This is a genomic window from Streptomyces tritici (assembly GCF_048500665.1).
GTDB lineage: Bacteria > Actinomycetota > Actinomycetes > Streptomycetales > Streptomycetaceae > Streptomyces > Streptomyces tritici.
In genome coordinates this window covers 6576034-6598859 of the sequence record NZ_CP183183.1, presented here as the reverse complement: position 1 = coordinate 6598859, position 22826 = coordinate 6576034, and the positions used below count along the sequence as shown (strand labels likewise).

The 22826-nt window shown below is 74.5% G+C and carries 23 protein-coding genes; 8 read left to right on the top strand and 15 right to left on the bottom strand.

Annotated elements, in window-relative coordinates; genetic code table 11:
* Positions 1–58: 58 nt before the first annotated feature.
* Both ACNJ93_RS30325 and ACNJ93_RS30320 read right to left on the bottom strand, forming a co-directional pair.
* Positions 59–658, bottom strand: a complete 600-nt coding sequence (locus ACNJ93_RS30325) for a hypothetical protein (protein WP_418960654.1) — start codon at positions 656–658, stop codon at positions 59–61.
* 66 nt (positions 659–724) lie between these two features.
* Complete coding sequence (locus ACNJ93_RS30320; RefSeq protein ID WP_418960653.1) at positions 725–1120, bottom strand: PadR family transcriptional regulator; 396 nt, start codon at positions 1118–1120, stop codon at positions 725–727.
* A 168-nt stretch (positions 1121–1288) separates the two neighbouring features.
* Between ACNJ93_RS30320 and ACNJ93_RS30315 the strand changes: the two genes are divergently transcribed.
* From ACNJ93_RS30315 to ACNJ93_RS30290, 6 genes are all read left to right on the top strand, one after another.
* Complete coding sequence (locus tag ACNJ93_RS30315; RefSeq protein ID WP_418960652.1) at positions 1289–2476, top strand: hypothetical protein; 1188 nt, start codon at positions 1289–1291, stop codon at positions 2474–2476.
* A 54-nt stretch (positions 2477–2530) separates the two neighbouring features.
* On the top strand, positions 2531–3643 hold the full coding sequence (locus ACNJ93_RS30310) for a CapA family protein (protein ID WP_418960651.1): 1113 nt from the start codon (positions 2531–2533) through the stop codon (positions 3641–3643).
* Between the two features lie 13 nt (positions 3644–3656).
* Positions 3657–4979, top strand: a complete 1323-nt coding sequence (locus tag ACNJ93_RS30305; protein ID WP_418960650.1) for a phosphoribosyltransferase family protein — start codon at positions 3657–3659, stop codon at positions 4977–4979.
* A gap of 156 nt (positions 4980–5135) precedes the next feature.
* On the top strand, positions 5136–5498 hold the full coding sequence (locus ACNJ93_RS30300; RefSeq protein ID WP_418960649.1) for a DUF779 domain-containing protein: 363 nt from the start codon (positions 5136–5138) through the stop codon (positions 5496–5498).
* Between the two features lie 61 nt (positions 5499–5559).
* A complete protein-coding gene (locus ACNJ93_RS30295) occupies positions 5560–6822 on the top strand; it encodes a phosphodiester glycosidase family protein (RefSeq protein WP_418960648.1) in 1263 nt (420 codons plus the stop codon).
* A 104-nt stretch (positions 6823–6926) separates the two neighbouring features.
* Positions 6927–7724, top strand: a complete 798-nt coding sequence (locus ACNJ93_RS30290) for a VOC family protein (protein WP_418960647.1) — start codon at positions 6927–6929, stop codon at positions 7722–7724.
* 66 nt (positions 7725–7790) lie between these two features.
* On the opposite strand, the gene ACNJ93_RS30285 is transcribed toward ACNJ93_RS30290, so the two are convergent.
* The 11 genes from ACNJ93_RS30285 to ACNJ93_RS30235 all read right to left on the bottom strand — a co-directional run bounded on the left by ACNJ93_RS30285 (position 7791) and on the right by ACNJ93_RS30235 (position 18966).
* A complete protein-coding gene (locus ACNJ93_RS30285; protein ID WP_418960646.1) occupies positions 7791–9368 on the bottom strand; it encodes a hypothetical protein in 1578 nt (525 codons plus the stop codon).
* A 151-nt stretch (positions 9369–9519) separates the two neighbouring features.
* Positions 9520–9714: a hypothetical protein gene (locus ACNJ93_RS30280; RefSeq protein ID WP_418960645.1), complete on the bottom strand. Its 195-nt coding sequence runs from the start codon at positions 9712–9714 to the stop codon at positions 9520–9522.
* Between the two features lie 122 nt (positions 9715–9836).
* Entirely contained in the window at positions 9837–10529 is a 693-nt protein-coding gene (locus ACNJ93_RS30275) for an ABC transporter ATP-binding protein (protein WP_418960644.1), read from the bottom strand.
* Positions 10522–11475, bottom strand: coding sequence for an ABC transporter ATP-binding protein (locus ACNJ93_RS30270; RefSeq protein WP_418960643.1), 954 nt, complete (start codon positions 11473–11475; stop codon positions 10522–10524). Before ACNJ93_RS30270 ends, ACNJ93_RS30275 begins: the two co-directional genes overlap by 8 nt.
* Positions 11472–12308 (bottom strand): ABC transporter permease, encoded by an 837-nt coding sequence (locus ACNJ93_RS30265; RefSeq protein ID WP_418960642.1) that lies wholly within the window; start codon positions 12306–12308, stop codon positions 11472–11474. Before ACNJ93_RS30265 ends, ACNJ93_RS30270 begins: the two co-directional genes overlap by 4 nt.
* Positions 12301–13266 (bottom strand): ABC transporter permease, encoded by a 966-nt coding sequence (locus ACNJ93_RS30260; RefSeq protein WP_418961580.1) that lies wholly within the window; start codon positions 13264–13266, stop codon positions 12301–12303. The genes ACNJ93_RS30265 and ACNJ93_RS30260 overlap by 8 nt, the downstream gene beginning before the upstream one ends.
* A 38-nt stretch (positions 13267–13304) precedes the next feature.
* Complete coding sequence (locus ACNJ93_RS30255) at positions 13305–14918, bottom strand: ABC transporter substrate-binding protein (protein WP_418960641.1); 1614 nt, start codon at positions 14916–14918, stop codon at positions 13305–13307.
* 111 nt (positions 14919–15029) lie between these two features.
* Positions 15030–16106 (bottom strand): acyl-CoA dehydrogenase family protein, encoded by a 1077-nt coding sequence (locus ACNJ93_RS30250; RefSeq protein ID WP_418960640.1) that lies wholly within the window; start codon positions 16104–16106, stop codon positions 15030–15032.
* Positions 16103–17314, bottom strand: a complete 1212-nt coding sequence (locus ACNJ93_RS30245) for an acyl-CoA dehydrogenase family protein (protein ID WP_418960639.1) — start codon at positions 17312–17314, stop codon at positions 16103–16105. The genes ACNJ93_RS30250 and ACNJ93_RS30245 overlap by 4 nt, the downstream gene beginning before the upstream one ends.
* On the bottom strand, positions 17314–18279 hold the full coding sequence (locus ACNJ93_RS30240) for an NADPH:quinone oxidoreductase family protein (RefSeq protein WP_418960638.1): 966 nt from the start codon (positions 18277–18279) through the stop codon (positions 17314–17316). The genes ACNJ93_RS30245 and ACNJ93_RS30240 overlap by 1 nt, the downstream gene beginning before the upstream one ends.
* 90 nt (positions 18280–18369) lie before the next feature.
* On the bottom strand, positions 18370–18966 hold the full coding sequence (locus ACNJ93_RS30235) for a helix-turn-helix domain-containing protein (protein WP_418960637.1): 597 nt from the start codon (positions 18964–18966) through the stop codon (positions 18370–18372).
* 64 nt (positions 18967–19030) lie between these two features.
* Here ACNJ93_RS30235 and ACNJ93_RS30230 point away from each other — a divergent pair, with 64 nt between their 5' ends.
* A complete protein-coding gene (locus ACNJ93_RS30230) occupies positions 19031–20008 on the top strand; it encodes an NAD(P)/FAD-dependent oxidoreductase (protein WP_418960636.1) in 978 nt (325 codons plus the stop codon).
* 198 nt (positions 20009–20206) lie between these two features.
* Complete coding sequence (locus tag ACNJ93_RS30225) at positions 20207–20989, top strand: VOC family protein (RefSeq protein WP_418960635.1); 783 nt, start codon at positions 20207–20209, stop codon at positions 20987–20989.
* Positions 20990–21078: 89 nt separating this feature from the next.
* Here ACNJ93_RS30225 and ACNJ93_RS30220 read toward each other — a convergent pair whose 3' ends face one another.
* Together ACNJ93_RS30220 and ACNJ93_RS30215 are read right to left on the bottom strand one after the other, a co-directional pair.
* The gene (locus ACNJ93_RS30220) at positions 21079–21840 is read right to left on the bottom strand and encodes a PIG-L deacetylase family protein (RefSeq protein WP_418960634.1); all 762 of its coding nucleotides are present in this window, start codon (positions 21838–21840) and stop codon (positions 21079–21081) included.
* 9 nt (positions 21841–21849) lie between these two features.
* The gene (locus ACNJ93_RS30215) at positions 21850–22761 is read right to left on the bottom strand and encodes an SIS domain-containing protein (RefSeq protein WP_418960633.1); all 912 of its coding nucleotides are present in this window, start codon (positions 22759–22761) and stop codon (positions 21850–21852) included.
* Positions 22762–22826 lie beyond the last annotated feature (65 nt).

The following is a 22826-nucleotide window of genomic DNA, read 5'->3' as shown; positions in this document are numbered from 1 at the left end:
GGCGAACCTGGTCCTCGTGCCACCGGGCCCCGCCCGCGTCAGACCGCCCCGCCCTCCGTCAGGCCGCCTCGGCCTTCTTGGCGCGGGCGTCCGCGACGGCGTACGGGATCGCGGGCAGCAGCAGGATCGGCGCCACCCAGACCGGCAGGGTGAAGAGCGCGCCGTCGCCGGCCAGGAGCCGCACGCCGAGCGCCGTGGGCAGGCCGACGGCGAAGGCGAGCAGCCAGCTTTTGCGGAACCCGAGGCTGCCCCGCCGCAGCTCCCAGGCGACGGTGACCGTGGCGAGCATCCCCCAGAAGGCGAGGTCCGCGGCCTCGACGGGCAGCTCGGCGGTCCACCGTACGAGGTGACGGAACAGGCAGACGGCACCCACCACCCCGCCGGCCAGTGCCGCCAGGCGCAGGGCGCGTCGGTGCAGGGGCGTCCGGCTGCGGGCCCAGGCGGCGGCGAAGGCGGGGACGTCGTCCCCGACGACGTCCCGCGCGGTCCGCCCGGCGGCCTCGGCGTCCTGCAGATGGGCGGCGAGCTCCTGGAGCATCTCGCGCACCGACGCCTCGTCGAGGCCCCGGTACTCCCAGTTGCTGCGGCAGATCGCGAGGATGCGGTCGTGGTCCGGGCTCTCGTCGGCCGTGGGCCGGACGGTGCTGTCGGTGGTCATGGTGCGGCTCTCCCCCGTGGTCATCGAGTGGTCTCCCCCGTCGTCATCGGGTGATCTCCCCCGTGGTCATCGGGTGATCTCCCCCGTGGTCATGGTGCTTTCCCCCGCGGCAGTGCGGTCGAGGATCCGGCTCACCGGGTCGGCGAAGGCCCGCCACGCCGCACGCCCTTCGGCGAGCGCGGCGCGGCCTTCGTCGGTGAGGCGGTAGTACTTGCGCGGGGCGCCGCCCGTGGCGGACGGCGCGCGGTACGAGTCGACGAGCCCGGCCCGTTCGAGGCGGGCGAGCAGCGGGTAGATGCTGCCCTCCCGGACGAGGTCGAGGCCGCCGTCGGCGAGGGCCTGGGTGAACTCGAAGCCATACCGGGGACGTTCGTCGATCAGGGCGAGCAGGCAAACGTCGAGCACCCCGCGCAGGAGCTGGCTGCGGCGCTGGTCGTCGGCACCGGTCGGCTCCATTGTCATGCGGCACAAGATAGTCGGCGACTCCCTTGCCGCGCAAAACAGTTCGACCGCGCGGGCCTCACCACCCGCGAGGCACGGGGCGGTTGCTTCTCCAAGATCGCCAACGCCTAGCATGACCACGTCACCGAAGCGCCGCGATTCCCGATCACGCCTCGACGAAAGCGAACCATGCACCTGAAGCGGACCCTCGCCGCGACCGCCGCCGCCCTCGCCGCCCTCTGTCTCGTCACCGCCTGCGAGGAGAACGACGGCGCGACCGACGCGGCGGGGCTCCCCACCGCCTCCCCCGGGGCCGCGGCCGCCACGCTGGAGGAGGCGCAGACGTACGTGCGCCGGTACGCGTCCTGCGAGCGGCTGAGCACCGATCCGAAGGACCACCGGCTGCCGCTGACCGAGTTCACCGCGCCCGGGAAGTGGTCGGTGACCGAGCGCGGGGTGTGCAGCGACCGCGTCGAGCACGGCGAGATCGTCCTCTACCGCTTCACCGACCCCAAGGCGTTCCAACAGGGCTACAAGGACCGCGTCCTCGCGAAGATCGCCGCCGGGGACTCCGACTACGGCCTGTTCAGCCGGGTCCTCGTCGGCGAGGGCTTCGCCGTCACGCCGACGTCGACGAAGACCGCCCTCAAGCTCTCCCGCTCCGACCTGCGGGTCCTCACCTGCAACCCCACGGCCTCCGTGCCCGACGGCTACAAGCGCGAGAAAGCCCTGGTCGAGGGCTGCGTCCTCAGCGACTTCGTCGCGAGCGACGACGGCGAGGGCAGCCCCAACTTCGAGACGCCGCGCGACCCGGCGGCCGGCGGGGCGTCCGAGAAGCCGGGCCGGCCGCGCGAGGGCAGCCTCGGCCTGGCGAGCGCGGGCAGCCTGGCCGAGCTCAAGAAGCTGGTGCACCCGTACACCGTGGACTGCACGAACTACTCCACCGACCCGAGCGCCCTCGCGATCGAGTCCATCGACTACCAGCCCGTGATCACCGGCGACCACCGCGCGTGGGGCGTCGAGGACCGGGCGATCTGCGGGAACCCCGGCGGGGCCCAGCGCGCGAGCAACCTCAACTGGCTCGACGTCGTCGACGACATGACGACGCTTCAGGAGCGCGCGAAGGCCGCCCAGCAGGAGGACCTGAAGGACGACAACCGGCTCAGGGCCACCGCGAGCCGGCTGCTCGTCGGCCGGAACATCGCCGTCGAGACCAACGACCCGACCGTCCGCCACGGCCTGTACCAGCTGCAGTTCCTGTACCTGAACTGCGAACCGGGCTTCACCGCCCGGGCCGGGTACCGGCTGGAGCGGGCGAGCGTCGCGGGCTGCGTGCTCACCAACTACGAGCCCGGGGTGGAGGTCGGCGGCCACTGAGGGTCACCGCCGGGGACGGTCCGGCACCGCGCCCCCGCGGCCTACCCTGGAGACGTGGACAGGGCGCAGGTCAGGCTGTTCCTGTGCGGTGACGTCATGCTCGGCCGGGGCGTCGACCAGATCCTGCCCCATCCGGTGGACCCGGCCCTGGCCGAGTCGTACGTGCGCGACGCGCGGGACTACGTGGCGCTGGCGGAGGCGGTCAACGGACCGGTCCCCCGGCCGGCGGCCCCGTCCTACCCGTGGGGCGACGCCCTGGAGACCCTGGAGCGGGCCGCTCCCGATGTGCGGATCGTCAACCTGGAGACGGCGGTGACCGCCGACGGGGTGCGCGCGCCCGGCAAGCCGCTGCACTACCGCATGCACCCGGCGAACCTGCCCGCGCTGACCGTCGCCCGCCCCGACGTGTGCGTGCTCGCCAACAACCACGTCCTGGACCTCGGCCCCAGCGGCCTGCGCGACACCCTCACGGCGCTGAAGGGCGCCGGGCTGCGCACCGCCGGAGCGGGCCGCGACGCGGAGGAGGCCCGGCGGCCGGTCGTCGTCCCGCTGCCGGCCGGCGGCCGGGTCCGGGTGTACGCGCTGGGCCTGGCGTCCAGCGGCATCCCGCGCGACTGGGCCGCCGGGCCGGACCGCCCCGGCGTCCACTACGCGTCCGGGCCCGCCGACGGGGCGGCGGTCCGGCTCGCCGCGCGGATCCGCGCCGAGAAGGCCCCCGGGGACCTCGTCGTGGTGTCCGTGCACTGGGGCTCCAACTGGGGCTACCTCGTGCCGCACCCCCAGGTGGCGCTGGGGCACGCACTCGTCGACGCGGGCGCGGACGTGGTGCACGGGCACTCCTCGCACCACCCGCGCCCCCTGGAGGCGTACCGCGGCCGGCTCGTCCTGCACGGCTGCGGGGACCTGATCAACGACTACGAGGGCATCTCCGGCTACGAGGAGTACCGCGACGACCTGCGGCTGCTGCCGGTCGTCGCGGTCGACGCCGACGACGGCACGTTCGTCGAGGCCCGGCTCGTCCCGTTCCGGTCCCGGCGGCTGCGCCTGGAGCATGCCTCACCACGGGACGGGCAGTGGCTGCACGAGGTGCTCGACCGGATCAGCCGGCCCTTCGGCGTGCGCGTGGAGCTCGCGCCGGACGGCACGCCGGCGGCCCGGCCGGCCTGACGAGGAGCGCGCCATGTACTTCACCGACCGGATCGACGCGGGCCGGCAGCTCGCCGCCCTGCTGACGCATCTGAAGGACGCGGACGCGGTGGTCCTGGGGCTGCCGCGGGGCGGGGTGCCGGTCGCCGAACAGGTCGCCGACGTCCTCGGCGCCCCGCTGGACATCTGCCTCGTCCGCAAGCTGGGCGTGCCGTACCAGCCGGAGCTGGCCATGGGGGCGATCGGCGAGGGCGGGGTGAAGGTGCTGAACGAGGACGTGGTGAGCCGCGGCGGGGTGTCGGCCGCGGACCTGGCGACCGTGGAGCAGCGCGAGCTGGCCGTCCTGGAGGAGCGGTCCGCGCGCTACCGCGGCTCGCGACAGCCCGTACCGCTCAGGGGGCGCACCGTGGTCGTGGTGGACGACGGTCTGGCCACCGGCGCGACGGCGCTCGCGGCCTGCCATGTGGTGCGGGCGGCGGGCGCGGCGCGGATCGTGCTCGCGGTGCCCGTCGCTCCGGCGGGCTGGCGCGCGGAGCGGGTCGGCGGCAGCGCGGACGAGGCGGTCAGCGTGCAGGAGCCGGTGTTCTTCCGCTCGATCGGCGAGTTCTACCGGGACTTCTCGCAGACCCCGGACGAGGAGGTCGTCGCCTGCCTGAACCGGAACCACGCGGCACACGGCTCTGGGGCCCGTTTCGGCGGCGAGACGCGGGGTGGCCCCACGGCCGGGCTGCCGCCCACGGAGGTCCGGCTGCCGGTCGGCGGCGCGGAGGTCGGCGGGGAGCTGACCCTGCCGGAGGGCGCCACGGGCCTCGTGCTCTTCGCGCACGGCAGCGGCAGCAGCCGGCACAGCCCGCGCAACCGCGCGGTGGCGGCCCGGCTGAACCGGGCGGGCCTGGGCACCCTGCTGTTCGACCTGCTCACGGACGCGGAGGCCGCCGACCGGGCCAACGTCTTCGACACCGAGCTCCTCGCCCGGCGGCTCACCGAGGCCACCGCCTGGGCGGCGGCGCGCGACGACACCCGGCGGCTGCCGACCGGGTACTTCGGCGCGAGCACCGGCGCGGCGGCCGCGCTGTGGGCGGCGGCGGAACCGTCCTCGACGGTGGCCGCGGTGGTGTCGCGGGGCGGCCGGCCGGACCTGGCGGGGCCGCGGCTCGGTTCGGTACGCGCCCCGACGCTGCTGATCGTCGGAAGCCGGGACGACCTGGTCATCGAGCTCAACGAGCAGGCACAGGCGGCGCTGCGCTGCGAGAACCGGCTGGAGATCGTCCCCGGGGCGACGCATCTGTTCGAGGAGCCGGGAACCCTGGAGCGGGTCGGCGAGCTGGCGGCGGACTGGTTCGCCTCGCACTTCTGACGCGCGAGTCCGCCGGCCGCCCGCCGCCCGCCGAGAGCCCCCCTGCCTCCCGCCGGGCGTCCTCCCGGCTGCCGCCCCGAGCCGTCCGCAACGTGACCGCAACCTCCCGCCGTGTCTCCTGGAGGCCCCGAGGAACCGGCAGGAGGGGCGGGGGACATGGACGCGTCCGGTGAGCCGCGAGTGGAGCTGACGCCCGCCGCGGCCGCGTTGCTGTGGCGACTGCGCCAGCAGCACGGGCCGCTGATGTTCCATCAGTCCGGCGGCTGCTGCGACGGCAGCGCGCCGATGTGCTACCCCGACGGCGACTTCCGTACGGGTGACTCCGATGTCCTCCTGGCCTCCCTTGCCGTGCCCGGAGTCGCCGAACGGGTGCCGTTCTGGATGTCCCGCGCTCAGCACGAAGTCTGGGCGCACACGCGGCTGATCGTCGATGTCGTACCGGGCCGGGGCAGCGGTTTCTCCCTGGAGGCGCCGGAGGGCGTGCGTTTCCTGATCCGTTCCCGCGTGATTGGCTCCTAGCCTCCCGAGTCTGGTCAACTCTTCGAGTCACCCCCGAGTTGACCGGGCATCAGGAGGCTCCGTGGCGCCGCCGTTACGTACGCGTACGACGCTCGCACTGTCCTTGTTCCTCGTGGGGTCCGCCCTGCTGGCCGGGTCCCCGGCCGCCGGCGCCCCCGCCGCCGCGGCGCCCGCCGCCGCTCCGGCCCCTCCGGCGCCGGCGTCCTGGACCGCGCTCGCGTCCGGCGTCCGGTACGCGACGCTGGACCTGACGACGGCCAGGGGCCCCGTCCGCGCCCATCTGGTCTCCGTGGACCTGACCCACCCGAAGGTCTCGGTCGACCTGCTCCATCCGGGTGAAGTCGCGGGCCGGGCCCCGCTGTCCGAGCTGGCCGACGCGCGGAGGGCGGTCGCCGGCGTCAACGGCGACTTCTTCCACGTCTCGGAGACCCAGCACCCCGGCGTGGAGGCGACCGGCGCGGCCGTCGGCCCCGCGGTCGCCGACGGCCGGGCCCTCAAGGCGGCGGTGCCGGACGGGCAGCGCTTCGGCCCCGCCCTGCCGAAGGGCACGAGCACCCGCGACGTCCTCGGCGTCGGCTACGACGACCGGGCCCGGCTCGGCGAACTGGAGCTGGCCGGCACGGTGACCACGCCGGACGCGCGGCTGCCGCTGGGCGGGCTCAACCAGTACGCGCTGCCGGTCGGCTCGGTCGGCGTGTTCACCTCCGACTGGGGCGCGGCCTCGCGGCTGCGGGCGACCTGCGGCACGGACACCAGCCGGGCCGCGCCGTGCAGCACGGAGACGTACGAGGTGACGGTGCGGTCCGGGCGGGTCGCGGCGGTCGCGGAGCGGCCCGGCCGGGGCCCGATCCCCGAGGGCACGGAGGTGCTGGTGGGCCGGGAGGCCGGGGCGCGGGAGCTGCGCCGGCTGACGGTCGGCGAGCCCGTGTCCGTACGGCACCGTCTGGTCGCGGAGCGGTCCCGGGTGCCGTACCGGTTCGCGGTGGGCGGTTTCCCGGTGCTGCGGGACGGCAGTCCGCTGGGCGGGCTCGACCGGGTGGCCTCCGCGGTCCGCTCGGCGGCGGGCGTGGGGCCGGACGGGCGGTGGCTGCTGCTGATGGCGCTCGACGGCGGGACGGAGTTCCGCAGCGGGCTCTCGGTGGCGGAGCTGGCGGACCTGATGCGGTCGCTGGGCGCGCGGGACGCGGTGAACCTGGACGGCGGGGGCTCGTCGACGCTGGTCACCCGCTCCCCCGGCGCGCACGCGGTCACGGTCCGCAACCACCCGAGCGGCGGCGCGGAACGGCGGGTGCCGAACGGCATCGGCGTGTTCGTGCACCGCTGACCGCCGGCTCGCCCGGACGCCCAGGCCGGTCACCGTGCGGGGCGCACGCCGCGTCGCTAGCGTGGCCCGGGGAAGGAACCACCGATCGGAAGAGAGTCACCGTCATGGCAGCACGACCTGAGGGCACCCCGGTCTGGGCCGACGCGATGTTCACGGACGTCGAGGGGGCCAAGTCCTTCTACGGCGAGGTCCTCGGCTGGACCTTCGGCGAGTCGTCGTCGGAGTACGGCAACTACACGCAGGCGTACCTGGACGGCAAGGCGGTCGCCGCCGTCGTCCCGCCGATGCCGGGCGAGAGCGACCCGAAGTCGGCCTGGTGCCTGTACTTCGCGTCGGACGACGTGAACGCGACCGCGCAGAAGATCAACTCTGCGGGCGGCACGGTGCTGATGGAGCCGATGGCGGTCGGCGACTTCGGCTCCATGGTGCTCGCCCAGGACCCGGCGGGCGTCGTGTTCGGCGCCTGGCAGTCCGGTGTGCACGAGGGTTTCGAGGCGGAGGACCGGCCGGGCGCGTTCGTGTGGGCCGAGGTGTTCACCCGGGAGCCGGCGAAGTCGGACGCGTTCTTCACCTCCGTCTTCGGCTACGACGCCAAGAAGATGGTCGACGACCAGGTCGACTACAAGGTCTTCGACCTCGGCGGCGAGCGGCCGGTGCTGGGCCGGATGAAGATGACGGCGGAGGACTTCCCGCAGGAGGTCCCGTCGTACATCCAGATCTACTTCGCCGTCGACGACTGCGACGCGACGGTCGCGAAGGCGGAGAAGCTGGGCGGCCGCAAGGTCTTCGGCCCGATGGACAGCCCCTTCGGCCGCTTCGCCGCCCTCCTCGACCCCCAGGGCGCCGCCTTCGCCGTCATCGACACCGACACCACCGAAGGCGACATGCCGGATTTCGTCTGACCCCGCCCCCAGGGGCAACCGAACCGCCCGGCCCCGTCCCGGGCGGTTCCTCGCGTCCGTCTCGGGTCAGCGGGTGTCGCGGACGGCGACGAGGCCGTTGAAGACGCCGATGTAGGCGGTGCCGTCGGGGCCGAGGGTGATGGGGGCCCAGTTGTTGTCGTAGAGGGCGCCGGTGCCGGTGAGGCGGCTCCAGGCGCGGGCGCCGGTGCGGAAGTCGACGGCGGTGAGGTACCAGGCGTCGACGCCGAGGGGGTGGGGCTGCTTCTCGTAGAAGTAGAGCAGGCCGTTGGCGGTGGAGAGTTTGGGGACGGTGGACGGGGAGCGGACGTCGCTCTCCCAGATCGTGTCGCAGCCGCTGCCGTCGGGGCGGACGTCGATGCGGGTGGCGCCGCCCACGACGCTGCGGCCGAGGGTGAGGCTCGTCGGGTTCTCGTAGCCGTGGTTGTTCTCGACGACGAGGCTGTTGCCCCAGCTGATCAGGGAGTTGTCGGTGGTGGAGGCGCCCGGGCCGAAGACCGGGACCGTGCAGACGAGGCGGCGGTCGGCGGGGATGCCGGGGGCCCGCCGGAGGACGAGGACGTTCATGCGGTCGTCGGCGTTGTCGGTGATGGCCACGTAGCCGTCGCCGAACAGGTCGGGTGTGGTGCCCGAACCCTGGTTCACGGAACCGGGTTTGGGGCCGCTGCCCCGGTCGTACGGCTGGCGCCACTGCACGAGCGGGGTGCCGTCGGGGGCGGCGCGGAAGCTGTACAGGGCGTGGTCGGAGACGATCGAGACCCCGTCGGCGGCGACGGAGAACGAGTTCTGGATCTCCTCGCCGGGGAGCCGGACCGACCTGAGCGCCCCCGTTCCCGGATCGACCGTGCCGACGCGGCCGAGCCGGGTCACCCACCAGATGCGGCCCTGCCAGTCGGGCATGACGGAGGTGACGGGATCGCAGACGCCGCTCGGGAAGAGGTTCGTCCAGCCGACGCAGTCGTGCGGGACGTGCGAGGTGAGGTCCCAGTCGTCCTCGACCGCGAACGCCCAGGCTCCGTCGGGGTTCTGACGGTGGGCGAGGCGCAGGACGTGCCCGCGCGCGTCGGCGAGGACGACGCGGTCGCGGTGGTCGAGGAAGAAGTACGCGCCGCCCGAGGTGTCCTTGAAGATCTTCGCGAAGTCGAGCCGGGTGACGGCCTCCACGGTGGACGGGCGCTGCGGCAGCCTGTACTCGGCGAGGGTGTCGAGGGTGCGCGGGTCGAGCAGCTTGAGCAGGAAACCGGTGAACGTGCCGCAGACGGTGAGGAGCCGGCCGCCGGAGTCGAAGGTGGCGGTGGCGCATTCGCCGCCGAGGGCGGCGATCTTCTCGCTGGTGACCTCGGGGGCGCGGCCGAGGGGCCCCGGATAGGGGTGGGTGCCGCTGCCGGCGGCGTCGGCGTGCATGCCGCTGCGGCCGTTGGGCGCGAGGTACGGGTGCTGGGGCGGCGGGTCGCCGGGCAGCGGGCGGGCGGTGGCGGGCGCGCCCTGGTAGGGGGCGACGAGCCGGTGGCCGGGCGCGAGGGGGATGTCGTCGGCGAGCGCGGGCGGCACGGCTCCGACGAGCGCGCCCGCGCAGAGCGCGGCGACGGCGGCCAGTGCGCGGGCGCGCCGGGGGTAGGCAGGCATCACGGCTCCTCGGGTGGGTAGGGGGGTCGCGCCGGCGGCCGACGTTAGGCCCGGGTGCCCGAGAAGTACATGCGAAGGCCCGTTGTTTCACGGGCCCTTCATGGGGATGCAACGGGGCGGGGCCGAGGTCCGTCCGCCGGCCCGGCCCGTGTCACGGCTTGAGACTGCTCACCACGTCGGCGGTGGCGGCGACGCCGTTGTGGATGCTGGGCGCCATGCTCGTCCCCGCGAGGAAGAACCCGAGCAGGGCGCAGACCAGCGCATGGCTGACCTTCAGTCCGCCGTTGCGGAGGAAGATCACCGCCAGGATCAGCAGCAGAAGCACCACGGAAATCGAGACCGCCATCGCCCACACCCTCCTTGCGCCGCGCCGGAATCACGGCGTTCGGCGGCAAGTGTGGCGGAATGCGGGGCCCGTCCGGCCGTACGGCATGGCGGCCGTACGGGTGATTCCCGCCGTGACCGGTGTCAGACGCCCGTCCGGCGGGCCGGTGCGGGCGTCTGTTCCGGGCCCCGTTCGCCCCAGTCCAGGGTGCGGTCGCACCAGCGGGTGAGGAGGGTGCGGTCGTGGCCGACGGCCAGGAGGCCCGCCCCGGTGTCCCTGCGGTACGTCTCGACCGCCGCCACGAGGGCGGCGGTGGTCGAGGCGTCGAGCATGGCGGTCATCTCGTCGCAGATCAGCCAGCGCGGCCGCAGCACCAGGGCGCGGGCCAGGCAGGCGCGTTGGAGCTGGCCGTCGCTGACCTCGTGGGGGCGCCGGGTGAGCAGGTCGTCCGTCAGGCCGACCGCCGGAACCAGTTCGGCGAGGCGCTCGCGGACCTCGTCGCGCCGGCCGGTGGCGCGCAGGGGTTCGGCGATCAGGTCGGCGAGGTCCAGCCGCGGGTCGGCGGCCTGGCGGGGCTGCTGGAACACCACGCCGAACGCGGTGCGTTGGGCGCGGGGGGCCGCGTGGCGCCAGCCGCGTACGGGCTCGCCGTCGACGACGACGGCGCCCGCGTCGGGGCGGTGCAGCAGCGCCGCGACGCGGGCCAGCGTCGACTTGCCGCAGCCGCTGGGGCCGAGCAGGCCGACCGCCTCGCCCTTGCCGACGGTCAGCGACACGTCGCGGAGGACGGGGGCCCTGCGGTCGTACCCGGCGGTGATCTCCTTCAGCTCAAGCACGGCTCTCCTCCGGGTGGTGGCAGGCGACGCCGTCGCGCGGCTCCGGGACGGTCCGGCAGGCGTCCGTGACGCGCGCGCAGCGCGGGGCGAAGGCGCAGCCGTCGGGCAGGGCCGACAGTTCCGGCGGCAGTCCGGGGATCGGGGCGAACGCCCGGGTGGGCAGGGCGTCCAGGAGCCCCCGGGCGTACGGGTGGCGGGGGCCGGGGGCGCCGAAGAAGCGGGCCGCCGGGGCCACTTCGACGATGCGGCCCGCGTACATGACGGCGACGCGGTCCGCGATGCGCTCCGCGGCGGCGAGGTCGTGCGTGATCAGGAGCAGGCCGCGGCCGTCGTCCGTGTGCCGGCGCAGTTCGTCGGCCGTGCGGTCGACGAGAGCGCGGTCGAGTCCGGTCGTGGGCTCGTCGGCGAGGAGCAGCGGTGCGTCGCCGACGAGCGCGAGCGCGGTGGCGGCCCGTTGGGCGAGGCCGCCGGACAGCTCGTGCGGGTGGCGGTCGAGGTGTCCGGGCGGGAACGCGGCCCGCGCGGCCGCCGCCTCCGCCGCGGCGCGCCGCTCGCCGCGCGGTACGGGCGTCAGCTCCCGTACGGTCTCCTCCAGTTGGGCCCGCACGGTGCGGACGGGTGTGAGGTGGGCCGCCGGGCTCTGCGGGACGAGGCCGACGCGCCGGCCGCGCACCCGGCGGGCGAGGGTCCGTTCGTCCGCGGCGAGCAGGTCCAGGCCGTCGAGCAGCGCCGTCCCGCTCGCCTCGGCGTTGCCGGGGAGCAGGCCGAGCAGCGCGGAGGCGAGGACGGACTTGCCGCAGCCGCTCTCGCCGACGAGGGCCAGGCACTCCCCCGCGGCCAGGTCGAAGCCGACGTCGCTGACGGCCGCGACCCGGCGGCCGCCGGGCAGCCGGAAGCGCACGGTCAGTCCGCGCACGCTCAGGAGCGTGCCGGCACGGTCGTTCACAGCGTCAGCTCCGATCGGCGGCGGGGGTTGAGCCGTTCGCGCCAGACGCCCGCGAGTCCGGCGACGGCCAGGGTGGGGACGACGAGCAGCAGTCCGGGGAAGAGGGTGGGCCACCAGTCGCCGGCGAGCAGCGAGGACCGGGCGCTCTGCACCAGGTTGCCGAGGCTGGCCTGGTGGCTGGGCAGGCCGAGGCCGAGGAAGGACAGCGCGGACTCGTGCCAGATGGCGTGCGGCACCATCAGCACCGCCGCCAGTCCGGCCTGCGGCAGGACGCCGGGGAGCAGGTGGCGGACGGCGACCCGCCACCGGGAGGCCCCGCCGGAGATCGCCGCGTCGACGTACGGCCGGGACCGCAGCGACAGGACCTCCGAGCGGACGATCCGGGCCGTGGAGAGCCAGTGCGTGAGGGCGACGGAGACGATGACCGGCCAGACGCCGGGCCGGAACATGGCCACGACGAAGATGCCGAGCAGCAGGTGCGGTACGGACGCGAAGGCGTCGACGAGGCGCATCAGGAGCCGGTCGGTCCAGCCGCCGAGCGCCGCCGCGGCGGTGCCGACGGCCGTGCCGACGACGGTGGCCACGAGCGCCGCGACGACGCCGACGAGCAGCGAGATCCGCAGGCCGTACACGCAGCGCAGCAACAGGTCGCGGCCGACGTCGTCGGTCCCGAAGGGGTGCTGCCAGGACGGCGGCCGCAGGCGCCGCGACAGGTCGACGGCCTGCTCGTCCAGCGGGACGAGCAGGGGGACGAGGACGACGGCGGCGAGGAGCGCGCCGACGACGAGCGCGGAGGTCCACAGCCGGGCCCGGTGGCGCAGGGTGTCAGCCATCGAAGCCCACCCTGGGGTCGGCGAGCCCGTACAGCAGGTCCGCGAGCAGGTTGCCGGCGAGGACGGCGGCGGTCGCGAGGACGGTGAGCGCGGCGAGCAGCGGGAAGTCGACGGAGACGGCGGCCTGCACGGTGGCGGCGGCGATGCCGGGCCAGCTGAACACGGTCTCCACGAGCAGGGCTCCGGTGATGAGTTCGGGGATCCGGGAGCCGACGAGGGTCAGCACGGGCAGCAGCCCGGAGCGCAGGGCGTGGCCGACGAGGACGGTCCGCTCGGCGAGGCCGCGGGCGCGGGCGCCGCGCACGGGGTCCTCGGCGAGGGCGTCGGCGACGCCCTGCCGGACGTACAGGAAGAACCACGGCAGTTGTGTCAGGCCGAGGACCAGGGCGGGCAGGACGAGGTGGTGCGCGACCTGTCCGGCGGTCACGGTGTCGCTGGCGGTGTCCGTGAGGCCGCCGGCCGGCAGCACGCCGAGGGTGAGCGCGAAGAACCAGACGGCGAGCAGCCCGAGCCAGAACGCGGGCGCGGCTTCGAGCGTGTACGCGAGCGCGGTGACGCCGCGGTCGAGGAGCCCGCCGGGGCGGCGGGCGGCGAGGACGCCGAGGGCGGTGCCGAGCAGGATCGCGAGGAGGAAGGCGGTGCCGGCCAGCAGCAGGGACCAGCCGACGCGTTCGCCGATGACGGCGGCGACGGGCTGGCGCATGACGCCGGAGTCGCCGAGGTCGCCGTGGAGGGCGGCGGTGAGCCAGTCCCACCAGCGGGCGGTGAACGGGCGGTCGACGCCGAGGTTGGCGCGCAGTTCGTCGAGGTTCTGCTGCGAGGCGGTGAGGCCGGCGGTGCCGGCGTACGCCTTGACGGGGTCGAACGGGGAGGCGGCGGCGACCGCGAAGACGGCGAAGGTGACCGCGAGGAGGACGGGGACGGCGGACAGGGCCCGCCGTCCCGTCATCCGCGCCATCGCCGCCCAGGGCGGACGGCCGCCGGTGGGACGGCGGTTCACTTCTTCGTGCCCCCGGGGGTGCTCCTGGGGGTCCAGTCCTCGACGTTCCACCAGGGGCCGGAGGCGAGGCCGTGGTCGTGCGGCTCGATCTGGGTGGTGACGCCGGTCCAGTCGTCGTTCAGGACGTAGAGGTGGTCGATGTGGGTGAGGAAGGTGTAGCCGGGGTTCTTCACCAGTTCGCGCTGGACGGTGTCGTAGGCGGCCTTCCGCTTCACCGGGTCGTTCGTGCGGCGGCCGTCGGCGAGGGCCTTGTCGACGACGGGGTTGTCGTACCAGGCCATGTTGTTGAAGCCGTCGCCGGCGAGGGAGCTGGTGAGCAGGGGGTACTGGTCGAAGTCGGGGTCGCCGGGGGCGCCGCCGCCGGCGAGGACGGCGTCGTGCTTCATGCGCGGCTCGATGACCTCCCAGGTGCCGGACCTGGTGGTGATCTCGATGCCGGCCTTCTTCGCGTCGGAGGCGTAGGCGAGGGCGTGGTCCTGGCGGAGCTTGTCGCCGGTGAGGTACCAGAGCGGGAAGGCGGCGCGGACGCCGGCGCGGACGCGGATGCCGTCGGGGCCGGGCTTCCAGCCGGCCCGGTCGAGGATCTGCTTCGCGGCGGCGAGGTCGTGGGGGCGTTCGGTGCCCTTGGCGAACCATTCGCTGTCGGTGGGGACGGGGCCGTACGCGGGCTTCCCGGCGCCTTCGAGGAGGGTGTCGACCATGGCGCGCCGGTCGACGGCGAGGTCGAGGGCGCGGCGGACGGCGAGGTCGCCGGTGACCTTGTGGTGGGTGGGCAGGGTGACGGTGCGGTAGTCGTAGGTGGTGGCCTTGTACGTGGTGCGGCGGGGGTCCTTGGCGAAGCCCTTGGCGAGGTTGGGCGGCAGGATCGCGCCGTCGAGGTCGCCGGAGCGCAGCCGCGTGGCGCGGACGTCGTCGTCCTTGACGACGGCCATGGTCAGCTTCTTCACGGCGGGGGCGCCGGCCCAGTGGCGGGGGTTGGCCGCGAAGCTGAGCTTCTCGCCCTTGGACCAGCCGGTGAGCACGTACGGGCCGGTGCCGACGGGCTTCGTGGTGAACGGGCCGGTGTTGACGTCCTGCGTGCCGGCGATGTGCGCGGGGGCGATGCCGAGGACGGTGCGGTGGGCGAAGGGCGCGTAGGGGTACTTGAGCGTGAAGACCACGGTGTGGTCGCCGACGGCGCGGACGTCCTTCACCGCGTCGAGTTCGGTGCGGGAGGGGTTGTTGGTCTTCGGGTCGAGGACGGTCCGGTAGGTGAAGACGACGTCCCGGGCGGTGAACGGGGCGCCGTCGCTGAAGGTCACGCCCTTGCGGAGGGTGTAGGTGTACGTGAGGCCGTCGGCGCTGACGCGCGGCAGGGCGGTGGCGAGCGCCGGCTTCAGGTTCATGTCGGCGTCGAGGGCGAGCAGTCCGTCGAAGATCTTCGAGTTGCCGTCCTTGCCGTAGCCGAGGAGCGGGCTGAGCGATTCGGGCTCGTAGGCGATGCCGACGACGACCGAGTCCTTGGGCCGGTCGGCGGCGCTTCCGCCGGGGTTCGCGCAGGCCGCCGCGGTCAGGGCCAGTGTTCCGGCCAGCGCCGCGGCGACCGTGCCGCGTATGGATCGGGCGGTCATGCGTCCCACACCTCTACTGAAGATCAACTGTTGTTGCGAACAGCTTGCAATTAAACAGTATGTAGAGGTAGCGGGACGCAGGGGCCCCTTACCTGGGAGGCGGCCGTCCCTTTACGCCGGCGCCGGCAGGTCCGCGAGGCCGGCGATCGCGGCCCGGTGCCGGCCCGTCGAACCGAGCGCGAGCTGGTCGGACTTGGCGCGCTTGAGGGCCAGATGGGCCGGGTGCTCCCACGTCATGCCGATGCCGCCGTGCAACTGCACGCACTCCTCCGCCGCGTGCACGGCGACCTTCGCGCAGTACGCCTGGGCGACGGCCACCGTCAGGGGCGCGTCCGCGCTGCCGGTGGCCAGCGCGTCGGCGGCGGCCCGGGCGGCGGCCCGTGCGTTGACGGTCTCCAGCCAGAGCTGCGCCATCCGGTGCTTGAGCGCCTGGAACGAGCCGACCGGGCGGTTGAACTGGTACCGCTCCTTGGTGTGCCGGACGGTCTCCTCCAGGCACCACGTCGCCAGGCCCAGCTGCTCGGAGGCGAGCAGACCGGCGCCGGCGAGCAGCCCGCGCCGGATCGCCGCCGCGGCGGCCGGCCCGTCCGCGAGCCGGACGCCGGCCGCGCCGTCGGCGTCGACGGCGGCCAGCGGCCGGGTCAGGTCGAGCGGCGTCTGCGGGGCGATCTCGGCCTCTGCGGCGGGGACCGCGTACAGCCCGTCGGCCCGCGGCACGAGCAGGACGTCCGCGGCGGCCGCGTCCGCCACGCCGGTGACTCGGCCGCCGGACGCCGGCGGGGTGTCGGGGGCCGCGGTCAGCGGGACGGCGAGCACCGCGACGGTCCGGCCGGCGGCCAGCCCGGCGAGCAGTGAGGTGACCTCCTCGCCGGGCGCGTCGAGGGCCAGCAGCGTCTCGGTCGCGACGACGGAGGACGTCAGGTACGGGACGGGGGTCACCGCGCGGCCCAGTTCCTCCAGGACGACGGCCGCCTCCCGGTGGCTCGCGCCCTGGCCGCCGAACTTCTCGGGGACGAGCAGCCCGGCCGCCCCGATGTCCGCGGCGAGCGTCTTCCAGAGGCCGGGGACGTAGGGGCTGCCCGTCTCGATGCGGGCGAGGAGTGCGTTCGGCCCGGCCCGGTCGGCGAGCAGCGCGCGGACCGCGGCCCGCAGTTCGTCCTCGGTGTCCGAGTACAGCAGGTCGCTCATCGCGCGAGCTCCTTCCAGGGCACGTCCTTGTCGTTGCGGGGCTCGGGCGGCAGTCCGAGGACCCGCTCGGCGACGATGTTGAGCAGGACCTCGCTGGTGCCGCCCTCGATCGAGTTGCCCTTGGCGCGCAGGTAGCGGTACCCGGCGTCGCGGCCGGTGAAGTCGACCAGTTCGGGCCGGACCATGGTCCAGTCCTCGTACAACAGCCCCTCCTCGCCGAGGAGTTCCACCTCCAGGCCGCTGATCTCCTGGTTGAGGCGGGCGAAGCCCAGCTTCATGGCGCTGCCCTCGGGGCCGGGCTGTCCCGCGACGAGCTGCTGGCGCAGCCGTTCGCCGGTGAGCCGGGCGACCTCGGCGTCGACCCACAGGTCGAGCAGCCGCTGGTGCAGCTCGTGGGTGCGCAGTTCGGGGCGGGCCCGCCAGGTCTCGGCGAGCTTGCCGATCATGCCGCCCTCGCGGGGCAGCCGGCCGCCGCCGATGGAGACGCGTTCGTTCATGAGCGTGGTCTGCGCGACCCGCCAGCCGTCGCCGACCTCGCCGAGGCGGTGGGCGTCCGGGATGCGCACGCCGGTGAGGAAGACCTCGTTGAACTCGGCCTCGCCGGTGATCTGGCGCAGCGGCCGGACCTCGACGCCGGGGTCGGTCATGTCGCAGATGAAGTACGTGATGCCGCGGTGCTTGGGCAGGTCCGGGTCGGTGCGGGCGATGAGGATGGCCCAGCGGGCGGTGTGGGCGCTGGACGTCCACACCTTCTGCCCGTCGACGACCCAGCTGTCGCCCTCGCGGACGGCTCGGGTGCCGAGGGCGGCGAGGTCGGAGCCGGCGCCGGGCTCGCTGAACAGCTGGCACCACACCTCCTCGCCGGTCCACAGCGGCTTGAGGAAGCGCCGCTTGACGTCCTCGGAGCCGTACTGGAGCACGGTCGGCGCGGCCATGCCCAGGCCGATGCCGATGCGGCGCGGGTCGTTGTCGGGCGCGCCGGCGGCGGCCAGTTCGGCGTCCACGACGGCCTGCAGGGAGCGCGGCGCGCCGAGGCCGCCGAGGCCCTCGGGGTAGTGCACCCAGGCGAGCCCCGCGTCGAAGCGGGCCCGCAGGAAGTCCAGGCGCGGGGTGGTCGTGGGCGGATGCTCGTCGAGCAGCTTGCGGGTACGGGCGGTCAGTTCGGCGGCGTCGGGTGCGGTGGAGGGACCGTGAGCGGGAGCGGGCATCACGAGGCTCCTTCCGGGAGGACGACGAGCCGGCCGGTGGTGACGCCGTCGGCGACGCGCTGCACGGCGTCGGCGGCCGCGGCGAACGGGACCCGCTCGCTGACCAGGGGCTTCACCAGGCCCTTGGCGGCGTACTCGGTGAGGGTCTCGTGGCAACGCAGGATCGACGCGGGGTCCTTGAGGTTGTACAGGCCCCAGTGCAGGCCGAGAACCGAGTAGTTCTTCACCAGGGCGTGGTTGAGCGCCGGCGAGGGAATGGTGCCGCTGGCGAAGCCGACGACCACGATCCGGCCCTCGAAGGCGATGACCTTGGTGGACTGGGTGTACGCGTCGCCGCCCACCGGGTCGAAGACGACGTCCACGCCGCGCCCGCCGGTGGCCGCCTTGACGGCCGCGACGACGTCCTCGGCGCGGCGGTCCACGACCACGTCGCAGCCGAGCTCCCGGGCGACGGCGGCCTTGTCGGCACCGCCGACGACGCCGATGACGGTGGCGCCGGTGGCCTTGCCGATCTGCACGGCGGCGCTGCCGACGCCGCCGGCGGCCGCGTGGACGAGCAGCGTCTCGCCCTCCTTCAGGGCGGCCCGGCGGTGCAGGCCGAACACGGCCGTCTGGTAGCCGATGTGCAGGGCGGCCGCCTCGGCGTCGTCCAGGGCCTCGGGGGCGGGCAGCACCGTCGCCGCGTCGGCGAGGGCGTACTCCGCGAAGCCGCCGTGCGGGAGGGCGCAGGTGGCGATGACCCGGCGGCCGTCCTCGGTCTCGCCGCAGATCTCGACGCCGGGGGTGAACGGCAGCGGCGGGCGGATCTGGTACGTGCCCCGGCACAGGAGCGCGTCGGGGAAGTTGACGTTCGCGGCGCGCACCCTGAGCAGGAGCTGTCCGTCACCGGGGGTGGGGCGGTCGACCTCGTCGCACTGCATCACCTCGCCCGGCTCGCCGTTCTCGTGCACTCGCCATGCCTGCATCGGGTTCCTCCACGGGCGGTCGTCCGTACGGGGCGGTCGGTACTCCGCTCGCATACTAAGCGGTCGCTTGGGCTTACGGGAACAGGCTGCTCAGGTCTTCTTCGGACGCGCCCGTACGTGCATCCGTTCGCCCTGCGGGCCGAACAGGGAGAGGAACTCCACCGGCCCGTCGGACGTGGGCCCGAACCAGTGCGGCACCCGCGTGTCGAACTCGGCCGCCTCCCCCGCCCCGAGGACGACGTCGTGCTCGCCGAGCACCAGCCGCAGCTTCCCGGAGAGCACGTACAGCCACTCGTACCCCTCGTGGACCCGCGGGTCCGGCTCCTCGACGGCCTTCTCCTGACGGACCTTGTACGCCTGCAGCCCGCCGGGCTGGCGGGTCAGCGGGTACATCGTCCGGCCGTGCCGCACGATCGGCTTCGACCGCACCCGCGGGTCGCCCACCGGCGGCGCGCCGACCAGTTCGTCCAGCGGCACCTGGTGCGCGCGGGCCAGCGGCAGCAGCAGCTCCAGGCTGGGCCGGCGCTGCCCGGACTCCAGGCGGGACAGGGTGCTCACGGAGATCCCGGTGGCGGCGGACAGCTCGGCGAGGGTGACGCCCCGGTCGCGCCTGATGCGGCGCAGGCGGGGGCCGACCTCGGTGAGGACGGCGTCGATGCGCGGGTCCTCGGAAGGGTGATCGGTCATGACGTCATTGCAGAAACGGCAACAAACTTTGTCAAGCGCGCGGGGCCCGAGCAGGCTCGGGGACATGAACGCACACACCACTTCCCTCGCAGCTTCCCTCACCCACGAGCGGTACGACGTCGTGGTCGCCGGCGGCGGGGCCGCCGGTCTGAGCGCGGCCCTGGTCCTCGGGCGGTCCCGGCGCTCGACGCTGGTGGTCGACGCCGGCGCGCCGCGCAACGCCCCGGCCGCGCACATGCAGGGCTATCTGTCCCGGGACGGGATGAGCCCCGGCGCCTTCCTGGAGGCCGGGCGGCGGGAGATCGCCGCGTACGGCGTGCAGTGGACGGCCGGCGAGGTCGTCGGGGCGGTCCCGGACGGCGACGGGACGGTCGGGTTCACCGTGACGCTGGCCGACGGGCGGACGGTCCGGGCGCGGCGGCTGGTGGTGACGACCGGCCTGGTCGACGAACTGCCGCCGTTCGACGGGCTCGCGGACCGCTGGGGGCGGGACGTGCTGCACTGCCCGTACTGCCACGGCTGGGAGGTCCGCGACCGGGCCTTCGGGGTGGTCGCGCACCCGGTGATGGGCGCGCACCAGGCGCTGCTGGTCACGCAGTGGTCCGACGACGTGGTCTTCTTCCCGCACACGTACGACTCCGTCACCGAGGAGGACCGCCGACGGCTCGCGGCGGCGGGCGTGCGGACGGTGGAGGGCGAGGTGGCCGGTCTCGTCGTCGCGGACGACCGGCTGACCGGGGTGCGGATGGCCGACGGCCGCGTGATCGAGCGCGAGGTGCTGTTCGTCGGCACCCGGGTCACGCCGCGGGACGGACTGCTGACCGCGCTCGGCGCGGCGACGGAGGACACCCCGATGGGCCGCTTCGTGTCCGTCGACGCGACCGGCCGGACGAGCGTCCCGGGCGTCTGGGCGGCGGGCAACGCGATCGGCGCGGCCGAGCAGGTGGTCAACGCGGCGAGCGGCGGCTACCGGGCGGGCGCGATCATCAACATGGACCTGCTGAACGAGGACCTGGACCGGAAGACCGCCACCACGGTCTGAGACCCGGTGCCCGGTGTGCGGCTCCGCGGACCGCACACCGGGCCCTCGCTTCCGGGGCAGGGGCGGCCCGGCGGCTGACGCGCGCTCCGCCGAGCGTGTGATTGCGGGGCGCTCCGGCTGCGCGCGGCGCGCCGGGGCGGAAAGGATGCGCCGGGGGCGGCGACGGCACACCACTACCGCGGAAGGCGGGCGCACCAGATGCTCGGTACCGACTACACCACCGGCTCACCCAGCTGGATCGACCTCGGCAGCCCCGACACAGGCGCGGCCGCCGAGTTCTACACGGCGGTCTTCGGCTGGCAGTACCGGTCGGCGGGGCCGGAGGCGGGCGGCTACGGGTTCTTCCAGCAGGACGGGAAGACGGTCGCCGCTCTCGGTCCGCTGACCGAGACGGGCGCCCGGTCCGCGTGGACGGTGTACTTCACGACGCCGGACGCCGAGGCCACGGCCAAGGCCACCGAGGAGGCGGGCGGCCAGGTCCGCGTCGCGCCCATGGACGTGCCGGAGGCCGGCCGGATGGCGGCCCTGACGGACCCGGCGGGCGCCCAGTTCGCCGTCTGGCAGCCGGGCGAGGTCCGGGGCCTGGACCGGACCTCCGAGGAGAACACCCTCGTCTGGGTGGAACTCCACACCCCCGAACCGGAGTCCGCGCTCGGCTTCTACCGCTCGCTGTTCGGCTGGCGCTGGGCGGCGATGGAGGCGCCCGGCATGACGTACCGGGTGATCTCGACCGCCGACGGCGACGAGGAGGACACCTCGTTCGGCGGTGCGGCGGAGCTGCAGAGCGAGGGCATGCCGCCGAGCTGGATCCCGTATTTCGACGTGGCGGACGCGGACCGCACGGCCGAACTGGTGCAGGGCAGTGGCGGTTCGGTCCTGATGCCGCCCTCCGACATCCCCGACGTCGGCCGACTCGCCTGGTTCGCCGACCCCTTCGGCGCCCCCTTCGCGGTCCTCAAGCCCATGCCGCCGCAGAGGTAGCTGCGGCGAGGGCGGACGCACGCGGCCGGTGAGGGGCGGTACTCGACCTCACCGGCCGGACGCGCCGCGCGAGTTGACCGTACGCCAGGTCAGCGGGCGAAGAGTTCGAAGGCGACCGCGGGGACGCCGCCGAAGCGGTCGCCGGTGCGGGTGGCGATGCCGGTGAGGAACTCGCGGACGTACTCCTCCGGGTCCTGGTCGGTCAGGGCCTCGATGTAGGCGCGGTGGCAGAGGAGCGACTCGATGCCGCGCTCCAGGCCGGGCTCGGCGGAGACCGCGTGGGTGGAGGTGGTGGAGCCCGCGACGGCCACCCAGCGGACGCCGTCCCAGGGCTCCAGTCCCTGTTCGGTCAGTTCGGGGAAGATCCAGCGGTTGCCCGCGTCGGCGGCCGCGTCCAGCGTGGCCCGGCCGACGGCCAGGTGGTCGGGGGTGTTCCACGGGCCGCCGGGCCCGGGCGACCAGGTGTCGCGGTGGTTGAGCGTGATGACCAGCTCGGGCTTGTGGCGGCGGATCGCGGCGGCGATGTCCCGGCGCAGTCCGATCCCGTACTCGATCACCCCGTCCCGGTGGTCCAGGAACTCCACGGTCTCCACGCCCACCACCGCGGCGCTGGCCCGCTGTTCGGCCTCGCGGACCGGAGCGCAGGCAGCCGGGTCGAGCGTGTCGATGCCGGCCTCGCCGCGGGTGGCCAGCAGGTACGCCACCTCCCGGCCGCCGTCGGTCCAGTGCGCGATCGCGGCGGCGCAGCCGTACTCCAGGTCGTCCGGGTGCGCCACGACGGCGAGCGCGCGCCGCCAGTCCTCGGGCATCGGTTCGAGCGCCGGCGGGGTCTGTTCGATCTTCTCGCTCATGGCCGCACCCTACCCGGGCCGCCCCGTCCGGACGGCGCCCGTGAGGATCACCGAGCGGGCGAGGTTGCGCGGCCGGTCCGGGTTCAGTCCGCGCCGGCCCGCCAGGGCCACGGCGAGCCGCTGGGCGCGGACCAGCGCGGCGACCGGATCGAGCGCGTCGGCGACGAACAGCGCGCCCGTGGACTCGACTTCGTCCGCGAGACCCGACGGCACCTCGCCGAGGCACCACACGAGGCTGGACCGGTCGCTGATGCTGATCGGGCCGTGCCGGTACTCCATCGCCGCGTACGACTCCGTCCACGCGCGGGCCGCCTCGCGGAGCTTCAGCGCCGCCTCGTCGGCGAGCCCGACCGTCCAGCCCGTGCCGAGGAAGGTGAACTGGCCGCGCTGCTCCCAGGCCCGCGGCAGCGGTTCGTACAGGGCGAGTTCGGCGTCCACGATCGAGGCGGTGAGGTCGACGCCCAGTCCCGCGCGCAGGAGTTGCAGTGCCGTGGTCGCGAACCGGGTCTGGACGACGGAGCGTTCGTCGGCGAAGCCGAGGTCGATCACCTCGTCGGCGCGCCGGCCGGCGGGGCTGTCGGGCACGCCGGTGAGGGCCAGGGTGGGGACGCGGCCCTCGGCGCGGGCGAGGAGTTCGGCGACCTCGGTGGTCGTCCCGGAGCGGGTGAGGGCCACCAGCCGGTCGTAGCCGCGGCCGATCGGGGTCGGGTCGGAGGCGGGGAAGGCGTCGGTCTCCCCCGCCCCCAGCGACTCGCGCAGGGCCGCGTAGGCGCGGGCCATGAAGTACGAGGTGCCGCAGCCGACGACGGCGACGCGCTCTCCGGGCCGAGGCAGCCGGGAGGCGCGGTCGGCGGCGAGCTCGGCGGCGCGGCGCCAGCAGTCGGGCTGGCCGGCGATCTCGGCGGTGACGTGCGCGGTCATGTCCGGGTCCTCTCGTCCGGGCTGCGGTACGCACGGATTTCTATCCTCTGCCGCGCGGCGGCACC